General features: G+C 64.8%; 15 protein-coding genes. 12 read left to right on the top strand and 3 right to left on the bottom strand.

The window, feature by feature from the left end; genetic code table 11:
• Nucleotides 1–91: 91 nt before the first annotated feature.
• Entirely contained in the window at nucleotides 92–1444 is a 1353-nt protein-coding gene (locus BRA1253DRAFT_RS39120) for an Nramp family divalent metal transporter (RefSeq protein WP_007603415.1), read from the top strand.
• A gap of 119 nt (nucleotides 1445–1563) precedes the next feature.
• On the opposite strand, the gene BRA1253DRAFT_RS39125 is transcribed toward BRA1253DRAFT_RS39120, so the two are convergent.
• From BRA1253DRAFT_RS39125 to hemB, 3 genes are all read right to left on the bottom strand, one after another.
• Complete coding sequence (locus tag BRA1253DRAFT_RS39125) at nucleotides 1564–2340, bottom strand: arginyltransferase (RefSeq protein WP_007603416.1); 777 nt, start codon at nucleotides 2338–2340, stop codon at nucleotides 1564–1566.
• Nucleotides 2341–2489: 149 nt separating this feature from the next.
• The gene (locus tag BRA1253DRAFT_RS39130; RefSeq protein ID WP_007603417.1) at nucleotides 2490–3029 is read right to left on the bottom strand and encodes an RDD family protein; all 540 of its coding nucleotides are present in this window, start codon (nucleotides 3027–3029) and stop codon (nucleotides 2490–2492) included.
• Nucleotides 3030–3376: 347 nt separating this feature from the next.
• Nucleotides 3377–4438, bottom strand: a complete 1062-nt coding sequence (gene hemB, locus BRA1253DRAFT_RS39135; protein ID WP_007603418.1) for a porphobilinogen synthase — start codon at nucleotides 4436–4438, stop codon at nucleotides 3377–3379.
• A 122-nt stretch (nucleotides 4439–4560) separates the two neighbouring features.
• Here hemB and BRA1253DRAFT_RS39140 point away from each other — a divergent pair, with 122 nt between their 5' ends.
• From BRA1253DRAFT_RS39140 to thiL, 11 genes are all read left to right on the top strand, one after another.
• Complete coding sequence (locus BRA1253DRAFT_RS39140; protein ID WP_007603419.1) at nucleotides 4561–5058, top strand: DUF6163 family protein; 498 nt, start codon at nucleotides 4561–4563, stop codon at nucleotides 5056–5058.
• 406 nt (nucleotides 5059–5464) lie between these two features.
• Entirely contained in the window at nucleotides 5465–5983 is a 519-nt protein-coding gene (gene ldtR, locus BRA1253DRAFT_RS39145; RefSeq protein WP_007603420.1) for a transcriptional regulator LdtR, read from the top strand.
• A 199-nt stretch (nucleotides 5984–6182) separates the two neighbouring features.
• Nucleotides 6183–6419 carry a hypothetical protein gene (locus BRA1253DRAFT_RS39150; protein WP_007603422.1) on the top strand — a complete coding sequence of 79 codons (237 nt, stop codon included), beginning with the start codon at nucleotides 6183–6185 and terminating at the stop codon, nucleotides 6417–6419.
• 37 nt (nucleotides 6420–6456) lie between these two features.
• Nucleotides 6457–6678, top strand: a complete 222-nt coding sequence (locus tag BRA1253DRAFT_RS39155; protein WP_007603423.1) for a hypothetical protein — start codon at nucleotides 6457–6459, stop codon at nucleotides 6676–6678.
• 270 nt (nucleotides 6679–6948) lie between these two features.
• Nucleotides 6949–8247: a serine hydroxymethyltransferase gene (glyA, locus tag BRA1253DRAFT_RS39160; RefSeq protein ID WP_007603425.1), complete on the top strand. Its 1299-nt coding sequence runs from the start codon at nucleotides 6949–6951 to the stop codon at nucleotides 8245–8247.
• A 29-nt stretch (nucleotides 8248–8276) separates the two neighbouring features.
• Nucleotides 8277–8759 carry a transcriptional regulator NrdR gene (nrdR, locus tag BRA1253DRAFT_RS39165; protein ID WP_007603426.1) on the top strand — a complete coding sequence of 161 codons (483 nt, stop codon included), beginning with the start codon at nucleotides 8277–8279 and terminating at the stop codon, nucleotides 8757–8759.
• Entirely contained in the window at nucleotides 8756–9904 is a 1149-nt protein-coding gene (ribD, locus tag BRA1253DRAFT_RS39170; protein WP_007603427.1) for a bifunctional diaminohydroxyphosphoribosylaminopyrimidine deaminase/5-amino-6-(5-phosphoribosylamino)uracil reductase RibD, read from the top strand. The genes nrdR and ribD overlap by 4 nt, the downstream gene beginning before the upstream one ends.
• Nucleotides 9904–10530, top strand: coding sequence for a riboflavin synthase (locus BRA1253DRAFT_RS39175; protein WP_007603428.1), 627 nt, complete (start codon nucleotides 9904–9906; stop codon nucleotides 10528–10530). Before ribD ends, BRA1253DRAFT_RS39175 begins: the two co-directional genes overlap by 1 nt.
• A gap of 151 nt (nucleotides 10531–10681) precedes the next feature.
• Nucleotides 10682–11173: a 6,7-dimethyl-8-ribityllumazine synthase gene (gene ribH / locus BRA1253DRAFT_RS39180; RefSeq protein WP_007603429.1), complete on the top strand. Its 492-nt coding sequence runs from the start codon at nucleotides 10682–10684 to the stop codon at nucleotides 11171–11173.
• A 2-nt stretch (nucleotides 11174–11175) separates the two neighbouring features.
• The gene (gene nusB / locus BRA1253DRAFT_RS39185) at nucleotides 11176–11673 is read left to right on the top strand and encodes a transcription antitermination factor NusB (protein ID WP_007603430.1); all 498 of its coding nucleotides are present in this window, start codon (nucleotides 11176–11178) and stop codon (nucleotides 11671–11673) included.
• A 176-nt stretch (nucleotides 11674–11849) separates the two neighbouring features.
• Nucleotides 11850–12848 carry a thiamine-phosphate kinase gene (thiL, locus tag BRA1253DRAFT_RS39190; protein WP_007603431.1) on the top strand — a complete coding sequence of 333 codons (999 nt, stop codon included), beginning with the start codon at nucleotides 11850–11852 and terminating at the stop codon, nucleotides 12846–12848.
• The last annotated feature ends 73 nt before the right edge of the window (nucleotides 12849–12921 follow it).

A 12921-nucleotide genomic window follows, 5' to 3' on the forward strand; every position in this document is an offset into this window, starting at 1 on the left:
GGGCGGCACATAGCGGCCGCCGAGGGACCGATGCGGCTAGATGCAGTTGCAAATGAGTTGCAATAAGGCTCGACTTCGGTATTCTCGCCCCATGGATGCTCGCTCTCCCGATCTGACCCGAGACGCCGCCGGCTGGCGCAATGATGCGCCTGCGACCAAGAGCCTAGCGGAGGTGAATGCCTCGGTCGCCCTCCCCATCGCGGGGGTGTGGTGGCGGCGCCTGCTCGCCTTTGTCGGCCCGGGCTATCTGGTCTCGGTCGGCTACATGGACCCCGGAAATTGGGCGACCGACCTCGCAGGCGGGTCCAAGTTCGGTTACACGCTGCTCTCGGTCATTCTGCTCTCGAATTTGATGGCGATCCTGCTCCAGTCGCTGGCAGCGCGGCTCGGCATCGTCACCGACCGAGATCTCGCGCAGGCCTGCCGTGCGACCTATTCGCCGGCCGTGAATTTCCTGCTCTGGATCGCCTGCGAGGCGGCGATCATCGCCTGCGATCTCGCCGAGGTGATCGGCACGGCAATTGCGCTAAAACTCCTGTTCGGCATTCCCCTGATCGGCGGCGCGCTGATCGCTGCGCTGGATGCTTTTTTGCTGCTCATCCTGATGAACCGTGGCTTCCGCTTCCTCGAAGCCTTCGTCATCGCATTGCTTGTCGTGATCGCAGTCTGCTTCACGGTCCAGCTTGCCGCGGCAGCACCGCCGGTGGCCGAGATGCTGAAGGGATTTGTGCCGAAGACCGAGATCTTCACCAACCCCGAGATGCTCTACATCGCGATCGGCATCATCGGCGCCACCGTGATGCCGCATAATCTCTATCTGCACTCCTCGATCGTGCAGACGCGCGCCTATGAGCGCAACGATACCGGCCGGCGCGAGGCGATCAAATGGGCGACCACGGACTCGACCGTCGCCCTGATGCTTGCGCTGTTCATCAATGCCGCGATCCTCGTCGTGGCTGCCGCAACTTTCCACAAGAGCGGCCATTCCGACGTCGCCGAGATCGGCCAGGCCTTCGAGCTGCTGTCTCCGCTGCTTGGCCTCGGCATCGCCTCGACGCTGTTCGCGGTGGCGCTGCTCGCCTCGGGCCTGAATTCAACGGTGACGGCGACGCTCGCCGGACAGATCGTGATGGAAGGCTTTCTCGACCTGCGCCTGCCGAGCTGGGCGCGCCGGTTGCTGACGCGCGGCATCGCGATCGTTCCCGTGATTGTCGTCACCGCGATCTACGGCGAGCGCGGCACGGCTGATCTGCTGGTGTTCAGCCAGGTCGTGCTGTCGATGCAATTGCCGTTCGCCGTCATCCCGCTGGTCCGCTTCGTCTCCGACCGCCGCAAGATGGGCAAGTTCGTCATCCCGGCGTGGGTCGCGGCGATCGCGTGGATCGTTGCCGGCATCATCGTGGTTTTGAACTTGAAGCTGCTGGCGGATACGCTGTTCGGGTGAACACATCGCGGCTGTCGTCGTCCGGCTCGACCGGACGACCCAGTATTCCAGAGACGGTTGTGATTGACCCGAGAAGCCGCGGCGTACTGGATGCCCCGATTTCGCGGCACGACGGAGAGCTAATCCTGCGGCTCGGATGCCGCGTCGCCTTGCGCGTCGATGCGCAGCCAGCCTGACGGCGCGAGGCGCTGCTGCGGCAGGAAGCGGGCCTTGTAGTCCATCTTCTTCGAGCCTTCGATCCAGTAGCCGAGATAGACGTAAGGCAGTCCTTGCCGGCGGGCGCGGGCGATGTGGTCGAGGATCATGAAGGTGCCCATCGAGCGGCTGACTTCGCCCGGCTCGAAGAACGAATAGACCATCGACAGGCCGTCGCTGAGCACGTCGGTCAGCGCGACCGCGATCAGCTCCTCGCCGCGGCCGGTGATGCCGCTGTCGGGACCACGCTTGCGGTACTCGATGATGCGGGTCTCGACATGGCTGTCCTCGACCATCATGGCATAGTCGAGCACGGTCATGTCGGCCATGCCGCCGTGGCGGTGACGGGAATCGAGATAGGCGCGGAACACCGAATATTGCTCGGAGGTCGGCACCGCGCTGCGCTGCTCACCGATGATGTCGGCGTTGCGCGCGATCACCTTGCGGAAGTTGCGGGAGGGGCGGAACTCGTTGGCGATCACCCGGACCGAGACGCAGGCGCGACACTGGTCGCAGGCCGGACGGTAGGCGATGGATTGGCTACGACGGAAGCCGCCATGGGTCAGGAGGTCGTTGAGGTCACCGGCGCGCTCACCTACGAGGTGCGTAAACACCTTGCGCTCGTGTCGGCCCGGCAGATAGGGGCAGGGGGACGGCGCCGTGAGGTAAAATTGTGGGGTGTCGCGCGAGTGCTGGGTCAAGGGACGTCGTGGGCCTCCAAAATGTGCATCAGCATCGCGCTACAAAAGCCCCCGGTCAATCGGTCTACTCGGCAGGTCAGATCGGTCAGCATAGCGGGTCCAGGTTGATAGGTTCTTGATCCGGGTTGGTTGATCAGTAGGTCCTTTGATCAGTAGGTTCTGGCGCCCTGAGGCACCGGCGCACGAACGGAATTGTTGATCACGACCGTTCCCAGCACGAAATCCTGCAGCAAGCGCCTGCGGCCGTTGAACAGCCCGACCAGCACCACGAAGGGCGACAGGAACGAAACGGTCACCCAGAACAGCACGGCGTGGGTGGCGCCGAGCACGAAATAGCCGGGCGCGCCGTACCAGGTGCGGAGCTCCAGATCCATCACGCGCATGCCGATGGTCGCGGACGACGGACCGCCGATGCAGGCGCCGTAATAGACGATGGCCCAGATCACGGAGGCCGGCCAGGCTAGCCAGAACAGCGCCCAGCCGATGCCGAGCGTAACCACGCCGAACACCGCGATGCAGAGGTAGCCGAGGATCACCGGCACCGAGATCACGACCATGTCGATCAGGAAGGCGAACACCCGCCGCGTCGCAACGCCGCGGAACAGTTCTGGGTGCAGATAGGGATCATAGGCATGCGGCTGCGCCCCGCCGTCATTGCGCCAGGCATTGCCCGAGTCCGAATACGACATGACCGTTCTCCCGAGGGAAACTCCCGTGGCAGGACTCCCGTGGAAGGACATGGGAACAGGTCGTCCGCGCGCCAAGGGTGCCGACATTAACAAGCCGAAATATTCCGGCGATTCGGGGGCGGCGGTAGCCGGGAGAGCGGGAGCTGGCGCCACACCCCTCAGTGTCGTCCTGGCGAAAGCCAGGACCCATTACCCCAGGGAGAAGTTTGGCGAAGGCTGGAGGTTGGTACGTTCGCCGGTGTCGATACCGCGTGCTCTTGATAGATCACGCGGTATGGGTCTTGGCTTTCGCCAGGACGACGATAAGAGACAGGGGCGCCCGGCCTTCGCCGGGACGACATTGGGGCTTACCCCTGTGCCCGCAGCTTCTCCGCCGCCTTCGGTGCGAAATAACTCAGCACGCCGTCGGCGCCGGCGCGCTTGAAGGCGAGCAGGCTCTCCATCATGGCGCGGTCGCCGTCGAGCCAGCCGTTGTTGGCGGCGGCCGCGATCATCGCGTATTCGCCGGACACTTGGTAGGCGAAGGTCGGCATCGCGAACGTGTCCTTCACGCGGCGGACGACGTCGAGATAGGGCATGCCGGGCTTGACCATCACCATGTCGGCGCCCTCGGCGATGTCGAGCTCGACCTCGCGCAACGCCTCGTCGGTGTTGGCGCTGTCCATCTGGTAGGTGCGCTTGTCGCCGGTGAGCGTCTTGGCCGAGCCGATGGCATCGCGGAACGGGCCGTAGAAGGCGGAGGCGTACTTTGCGGCATAGGCCATGATCTGCACGTCAAGCAGACCGGTGCGATCCAGGCCCTCGCGGATCGCGGCGACGCGGCCGTCCATCATGTCGGAGGGCGCGATGATGTCGCAGCCGGCTTCGGCCTGCACCAGGGCCTGACGCACCAGCACGGCGACCGTCTCGTCGTTCAGGATCTTGCCGTCGGAGATCAGGCCGTCATGGCCGTGGCTGGTGAAGGGATCGAGCGCGACGTCGCAGAGAATGCCGATCTCCGGAAACTCCTTCTTGATCGCGCGGACCGCCTGGCAGACCAGATTGTTCGGGTTGGTGGCTTCCGAGCCCTCCTCGTCGCGCAGAGACGGCTCGGTATAGGGAAACAGCGCGAGGCAGGGGATGGTGAGCTTCATCGCGCGCTCGGCGTCGCGCACGGCCTGGTCGACGCTGAGACGCTCGACGCCCGGCATCGAGGCGATCTGCTCGCGCTTGTTGTTGCCGTCGATCAGGAACAGCGGCCAGATCAGATCGTCGGTCGTGAGCACGTTCTCGCGCACCATGCGCCGGGCCCATTCGGCCTTGCGGTTGCGGCGCGGGCGGACGGTCAGATCGAGGGCAGGGGAGGCCCCAGTGCCATCCCGGCGCGAGACCTCGCGCAATTCGATCGGACGTCCGTATTTGATCGCCATCACTCTTCCTCCGGCTGGAATTATTCTTATACCAGCTCGCATGGTTCCCGTCACCGCGGCTTGACGTGCCGCAAAAGATGGCAGCCGATTGATTTTGCGGGGCAAAGCAGCCAGAAGGGGGCATGTCCGAGATCTCCACCCGCGATGCGGCCCGCGACAGTGCCAGGGACGCCGTTCGAGACAATGCCAGAGACAGCGCAATGTCGGTGGCGGCGATCTCGTCGGAGCGGGCTGAATCCGACGATAATGTCTGGACGCGCCGGCTCGTGCTGTTCCTGCGGGTGATGGCGCTGCTCTCGATCCTCAAGGGCCTCTATCATTGGGCGCAGGTGACGGGCTTCGTCGGCGGCGAGGACGAGGCCTTCGAGAACCAGTCGATGGCGTGGCAGGCCTCGACCATCTACTTCGCTGTGATCGAACTCGTTGCAGCGGTTGGCCTCTGGCTCGCCACACCCTGGGGCGCGGTGGTGTGGCTCACGACCGTGGTGTCGATGGCGGTGATCGAGCTGATGTTCCCGGGCATCTACGGCGGCAGCCTGGTCGTGGTCGGGGTCGAAGCCTTCATGCTGGCTGCCTATCTCGCACTGGCCTGGATGGCCGCACGCGAACGGCCGCCATAGCAAACTCTCGTGCCCCGGCTCTGCGCGCCGCTTCGCTGTGCTGGTCCGGGACACGAGAATGTCGCGCTTGGTTGACGGTTGGTTGCGTAAAATTCGACGTAAGTTTTCGCTAACCAGCATGTTCCGCCACAGCTCTTACGCGGCCGTTTCGAAACGGGGCGGGGCTGTTCTGGAATGCGACAATCGGGGCGGACGGAGGGTGAACAGGACCTTGCGAGAGTCAACAGACTATTGCGAAAAGTGCTTGTGGCACAGGCTTAATCCGCAATTCACTGTCTTAAATTCATGATCTCTTTATTCTCTTATTTAAGCCGATCTTCAAACGAGCCCCTTAAGTTGCACCTATCAGACGGGACACAAGTTTCGTCGAATGAGTGTCGATAAAAACGACAACAGGGGAAGTGTCATGATGAAAGCCGTCGCAACTGCGGCAGATACCGCAGAGCGCGTCTCCGGCCAGCAGGGTTCGGTGCAGACGCTCTATCTGGAAGCTTTGACTCTGGTGGAGCGGCTGCATCGCCGGCTGCTCGACGTCATCAAGGACGAGTTCGATCGCCGCGGTCGTGCGGACATCAACTCGGTTCAGGCGCTGCTGCTCTACAACATCGGCGACAAGGAGCTGACCGCGGGCGAACTGCGCACGCGCGGTTATTACCTCGGCTCCAACGTCTCCTACAATCTGAAGAAGCTCGTCGAGCTCGGCTTCCTTGACCATCAGCGCTCGCGCGTTGATCGCCGCTCGGTGCGCATCCGCCTGACGCCGCAGGGCCAGGAAGTCCGCCGCATCGTCGACTCGCTCTACCAGAAGCACGTCAAGACGGTCGAGCAGGTCGGCGGCATCTCGGGCGAGGAGTTCTCGACCCTGAACAAGTCGCTGCACCGCCTCGAGCGGTTCTGGACCGACCAGATCCTGTATCGTCTCTGAGCTCTTTCGACGGGATTTGGCCAAGCCGGCCCACAACAAGACCGGCAAGCCTCCCGAACGTGCCTGAGCTTCCCCAAGCGCGCCGGCCCGGCCGTGTCCGGACCGGTGCGTTTTTATTTCGCGGTTGCGAAAAAATTCCCCGACACCAGGGAACGAGTTCCCGGTTCGATGCTTATCTCCTCCGGATCGGAGGCTGACGATGCTGGTCGAGCGTGGCGTTGGGGTGATGAACGTGGAACTCGTGAGCGAGGCCTACGCGATCGCCGCGAACTATCTTCGCCGCTCCGGCGCGATCCGGGACACCCTCGTCACCGACCAACGCCTGCTCGAGATCGTCATCAAGCTGCTCCAGCTCGGCGAATTCAACAAGATCAGGTTGGCCAACAAGGCCATCGTGAGGTTCGAGGCGCAGTCCGAGGCCAAAGCGGTTGCCTGATCTCAACTCCCAAACGCGGCAAGAACCAGAGGGTGCCATGGAAGCTGCCATCGACCGGATCATGCATACCTATGACCTGCTCGCCAACCGCACGTCTGCGGCGAGCGCGGAGGCGCGGGAAAAGGTGACGAACTACCTCAACACGTTGATGGAAGCCGGCGAGAAGGACACCCACAGGTTGACGGTTTGCGGCCTGACCTATCTGCGGCAGCTCGACGGCAGCGTGGACCCCGTGAAGGCGGGGTATACCGGGCTTTAGAGGCCGGCCGGACGGTCAAGCCGGTCGCACCGCGCGGCGTTTCGAGCCCAAAGCGGGCCTTCCCGGACCTTTCGGGAGCATTGGACGACCGGATGCCGGCCGGTCGTCCAAATTTCCAATCCCACCATATCTTGCATAAATCACAGGCCCGACCCGCAAACCCTTGGCCTGTTGCGGGCAATGTGGTAGATCGCGCACGCCGCTTCCGATCGCCACACCAGACCCGCCCGTAGCCCGCCAAAAGGCTGCGGCGGTGGAGATATTCGCAAGATGACCTTCGCCAAAACCGCCTCCGCGCCCGATTCGTTTTTCACCGCCTCGCTCGAGCAGGCTGACCCGGAAATCGCAGCCGCCATCAAGGGCGAGCTCGGCCGCCAGCGTCACGAGGTCGAGCTGATCGCCTCCGAGAACATCGTCAGCCGTGCCGTGCTGGAAGCGCAGGGTTCGGTGATGACCAACAAATATGCGGAAGGCTATCCGGGCGCGCGTTACTACGGCGGTTGTGAGTGGGTCGACGTCGCCGAGAACCTTGCGATCGATCGCGCCAAGAAGCTGTTCGGCGCCAACTTTGCCAACGTGCAGCCGAACTCCGGCAGCCAGATGAACCAGGCGGTGTTTCTGGCGCTGCTCCAGCCCGGCGACACCTTCATGGGCCTCGATCTTGCGGCCGGCGGCCATCTCACCCACGGCTCCCCCGTCAACATGAGTGGCAAGTGGTTCAAGGCCGCGCACTACACCGTGCGCCGCGAGGACCAGATCATCGACATGGACGCGGTCGCCAAGCAGGCGGAGGAGGTCAAGCCGAAGCTGATCGTGGCCGGCGGCTCGGCTTATTCGCGCGCCTGGGACTTCAAGCGCTTCCGCGAGATCGCGGACAGCGTCGGCGCGTACCTGCTGGTCGACATGGCGCACTTCGCTGGTCTCGTCGCCGGCGGCGTGCATGCCTCGCCGGTGCCTCACGCGCACATCACCACCACCACGACCCACAAATCGCTGCGCGGTCCGCGCGGCGGCCTGATGCTGTGGAATGACGAGGCGCTGACCAAGAAATTCAACTCGGCGATCTTCCCGGGCCTGCAGGGCGGCCCCCTGATGCATGTGATCGCGGCGAAGGCAGTCGCCTTTGCCGAGGCGCTGCGGCCGGACTTCAAGGTCTATGCCAAGAACGTCGTCGAGAACGCCAAGGCGCTGGCCGAAGCGATGAAGAGCCACGGGTTCGACATTGTCTCAGGCGGCACCGATAACCATCTGATGCTCGTCGACCTCAGGCCGAAGGGCCTGAAGGGCAACGCCTCGGAGAAGGCGCTGGTTCGCGCCGCCATCACCTGCAACAAGAACGGCATTCCTTTCGACCCCGAGTCGCCGTTTGTCACCTCCGGTATTCGTCTGGGGACGCCAGCGGCGACCACCCGCGGTTTCGGCGTCGCTGAATTCCAGCAGGTCGCCAGCATGATCGCTGAAGTCCTCAACGCGATCGCGCAATCTTCCGACGGCAAGGCGCCGCTGGTGGAAGCCGCGATCAAGGAACGGGTCAAGGCGCTCACCGACCGTTTCCCGATCTATCAGTAAGGCTCAAGAAAACCGGTCAAGGTCAACGGATGCGCTGCCCGAACTGCAACAGTCTCGATACGCAGGTGAAGGACTCGCGTCCGACCGAGGACTCTTCCGTGATCCGCAGGCGGCGCGTGTGCGTCGCCTGCAATTTCCGCTTCACCACCTTCGAGCGCGTGCAGCTGCGCGAGCTCACGGTGATCAAGCGCAACGGCCGCCGCGTTCCGTTCGACCGCGACAAGCTGATGCGCTCGGTGTCGATCAGCTTGCGCAAGCGGCAGGTCGAGCCGGAAAGGGTGGAGAAGATGGTCTCCACCATCGTGCGCGAGCTCGAGACCGGGGGCGAAGCCGAAATCTCCTCCGAAGTGATCGGCGAGACCGTGATGGAGCATCTGCGCACGCTCGACGACGTCGCCTATGTCCGCTTCGCCTCGGTCTACCGCAATTTCCGCGAAGCCAAGGATTTCGCCGACGTGCTCGGTGAGCTCTCCGGTGAGGAGGAAGCGCGGCTCGCCGCGATCCGCAAATGATCTTCCGCATCCTGGAGGATCAATTCGCGCAGAAGGCGCGCGAGTCCAGGGATGCCGACCGGCGCTTCATGGAGCTTGCGCTGGCGCTCGGCAGGCGCGGGCAGGGACGTACCTGGCCCAATCCCGCCGTCGGCGCCGTCATCGTCAAGGACGGCGTGATTGTCGGCCGCGGCTGGACCCAACCAGGGGGACGACCGCATGGCGAGCCTGAAGCGCTGCGGCGCGCGGGCGAGGGCGCGCGCGGCGCCACGCTCTACGTCACGCTGGAGCCGTGCTCGCATTTCGGCAAGTCGCCACCGTGCGCCGACGCAGTGATCGCCGCCGGCATCAAGCGGGTGGTGGCCGCGATCGAGGATCCCAATCCGGAGGTCGCCGGTCAGGGCCATGCTCGGTTACGCGCGGCCGGCATCACGGTGGATGTGGGTCTGTGCGCGCGCGAAGCCGCCCTCGATCATGCCGGGCATTTCCGTCGCGTCAGGGATCACCGCCCGCATGTGATCCTGAAGCTCGCGGTCTCGCCCGACGGCAAGATCGGCGCGGCCGGCGGCAAGCCGGTCGCGATCACCGGCGAGGCGGCGCGCAACCGGGTGCATCTCCTGCGCGCCTCGAGCGACGCCATCCTGGTCGGCATCGGCACGGTGCTGGCGGACGATCCGCTACTCGACTGCCGCCTGCCGGGCATGGCAGCGCGCTCACCGGTGCGCGTGGTGCTCGATCAGAGCCTGCGCATTCCCGGCGCAAGCAAGCTCGTGGGCTCCGCGCGCGAGATTCCGCTGTGGGTGGTGGGTTCTGAACTGGCGGAGGCCGCGGCCGCCACGCGGCTCGGTGCTGCCGGCGCCCAGGTGATCCGCGTGCCGCCCGGCAACGCCTCGGGACTCGATCTTGCGGCGGTGCTGCATGCATTGGCCGGGATGGGCATCACGCGGCTGATGGTCGAGGGCGGCAGCCGCGTCGCGGCGTCCTTTATCGCCGCCGACCTGGTTGACGAGATCTGGCTGTTCCGCGGTGCGGAGGCGGTGGGCGTCGACGGGGTGGATGCGCTCGCTGCATTGCCCCTGTCGAAAATCACGCAGTCGCAAGCCTACAAGGTTCATGCTAGCGAGACCTTCGACAAGGATACTCTCACCATCTACGAGCGCGCGTAATGTTCACCGGCATTGTCACCGATATCGGCGAGATCGTCGGCTTTACGCCGACGGCGCAGGGCCAGTTGCACCGGCTGCGCATCGCCTGTCGCTACGACCAGACCACCATTGCGGACGGCGCCTCGATCGCCTGCAACGGCGTCTGCCTGACGGTGGTTGCGTCCGGCGTCGAAGGCGGCAAAGACTCTGCTCAAAGAACCTGGTTCGACGTCGATGCCGCGGCCGAGACGCTGGCGCTGACGACCGCCAAGCACTGGAGGGTCGGCACCAGGCTTAATCTCGAGCGTGCGCTCAAGATCGGCGACGAGCTTGGCGGGCATATTGTCGCCGGCCACGCCGATGGCATCGCGACCCTCGTGAGCCGCGAGGACCTGCCCGACATGGCGCGGTTCGAGCTCTCCACGACGCGGGAGCTGGCGCGGTTCATCGCGACCAAGGGCTCGATCACGCTCGACGGCGTCTCGCTGACGGTAAATACGGTGAAGGACGTGAGCTTTTCGGTGCTGATCATCCCGCACACCCTGACGGTCACGACGATCGGCGGCTGGAAGGCGGGGAATGCGGTCAATATCGAGGTCGATCTGATGGCCCGCTATGCGGCGCGGCTGACGGAAATGACTGCGTAGCCGTCATTCCGGGATGGTCCGCAGGACCAGACCCGGAATCTCGAGATTCCGGGTTCGATGCTTCGCATCGCGCCGGAATGACAGTTTAAAACTTGGCTTGCCGGCTTGCGGCGACTACAAAACGGCCGACCCAAAATAGACGGATTGAGCAATGGCAGACGCGCGGCGCGCACCCCTGAAGGACCAGACCGACATCTCCGGCGCGCGCGCGCTGATTGTCGAGGCGCGGTTCTACGACGATCTCCAGGACGCGATGCTGGAAGGCGCGGTGGCCGAGCTGAAGGCGGCCGGTCTGACCCACGACGTCATCACGGTTCCCGGCGCACTGGAGATTCCTGCGGCGATCGCCATCGCGATCGATTCCGCGGCCGCCAATGGCAAGCCGTATGACGCCGCGATCGCGCTCGGCTGCGTGATCCGTGGCGACACCATCCATTTCGAGATCGTCTCGCAGGAATCCTCGCGCGCGCTGATGGACCTGGCGGTGGCGCGCAAGCTGCCGCTCGGCAACGGCATCCTCACCGTCAACACCGAGGCGCAGGCCTGGGCGCGGGCGCGCGCCAGCGAGCTGAACAAGGGCGGCGACGCCGCGCGGGCCGCGATTACGATGCTGCGCATAAAGCGCCGGCTGGCGCGGGCTTGATCATGGCCGATAACAACAAGAAGCCGCCGGTTGGCACGGAGAAGAAGGCGAATCGGCGCGGTGCGGCGCGGCTCGCAGCCGTCCAGGCGCTGTACCAGATGGATATCGGCGGTGCCGGCATCAACGACATTTTTGCGGAGTTCGAGAGCCACTGGCTCGGCAACGAGGTCGAGGGCGACACATATCTCCCTGCGGAAGCGGCGTTCTTCCGCGACGTCGTCTCCGGCGTCGTGCGCGACCAGAAGAAGCTCGATCCGCTGATCGACGAGGCGCTGTCGAAGGGCTGGCCGTTGAAGCGCATCGAAGCGATCCTGCGCGCGGTGCTGCGGGCAGGGGCCTACGAATTGGAACACCGCAAGGACGTGCCGGGCCGCGTCGTCGTCTCCGAATATGTCGACGTCGCCAATGCCTTCGTCGACCGCGAGGAGACCGGCATGGTCAACGCGGTGCTCGACCAGATCGGCCGCCAGTTTCGCGGTGACGAGTTCGGGCGGGGGTAGATTGAGGCGCAGGGCGGTGATTTGATGCGATGTGGCTGCCCCATATTCCGCTGTCATCACCCGCGAAGGCGGGTGCTCCAGTACGCCGCGGCGGTGGTGCTTGAGCAGAGGCGGCTCGGCGTACTGGATCGCCCGGTCAAGCCGGGCGATGACAGCGATGTATGTGGCGGACGCTAATGACCAGCCCGCACAATCCCTCCGCCGAAGACTCCCTCATCGCGCGCTATTTCAAGCCGCTGGCGACTGATCCCGGCGCGTTGGGGCTGGTGGACGATGCCGCCATCCTGCAGGCGCTCGGCAGCGATATCGTCGTCACCACCGACGCGGTGGTGGAGGGCGTGCATTATCTTGCCACCGATCCGCCCGATACCATCGCGCGCAAGGCGCTGCGGGTGAACCTGTCCGATCTCGCTGCCAAGGGGGCCGCGCCGGCCGGCTTCGTGCTGACACTGGCGCTGCGCAGCAAGGAAGACGCCTGGCTCAGGCCGTTCGTGGACGCGCTCGGCGAGGATGCGAAAGCCTTCGCCTGTCCGCTGCTCGGCGGCGACACGGTGTCGACGCCGGGGCCGCAGATGATCTCGATCACCGCCTTTGGCCGCGTGCCGCAGGGGCGGATGGTCGGCCGCACCGGCGCCCAACCGGGCGACCGTATTCTGGTGACGGGAACGATCGGCGACGCCGCGCTTGGCCTCGATGTGCTCAAGGGCGGCGCGGTGGCGAATGCGCTGGCCTCCGATTCGCACGCGCGCGAGACTCTGATCTCGCGCTATCGCGTGCCGCAGCCCCGCAATGCTCTCGCGCAAGGCGTGCGTGAGCATGCGACGGCTGCGATGGATGTCTCCGACGGGCTGGCCGGAGATCTGACCAAGCTCTGTGCGGCGTCAGGCGTCTCGGCCACGATCGACGTGACCAGCGTGCCGCTCTCGGCAGCAGCCGCCGCCCTGATCGCGGGCAAGGTCGTTGGCGTCGAGACGCTGCTGGCCGGGGGTGACGATTACGAGGTGCTGTGCACCGTTCCGCCGGCGCAAGGTGACGCACTGATTGCCTTGGGGCGGGCGGCAGGCCTTGCCGTCACGGCGATCGGCACGATCGTCGCGGGCCATGAGCGGCCGCGCTTCCTGGACGGGCAGGGCCAGGAGCTGGTCTTGAAGCGACTGTCCTACAGCCACTTCTAGGAAATGCTCCAAACCGGCGTCCGGGCTGCCAAGACCGGCTAAATACCTGCCGAGATCGGCTTTTCGGACTTAT

The organism is Bradyrhizobium sp. WSM1253, from assembly GCF_000244935.1.
Taxonomy (GTDB): Bacteria; Pseudomonadota; Alphaproteobacteria; order Rhizobiales; family Xanthobacteraceae; genus Bradyrhizobium; species Bradyrhizobium canariense.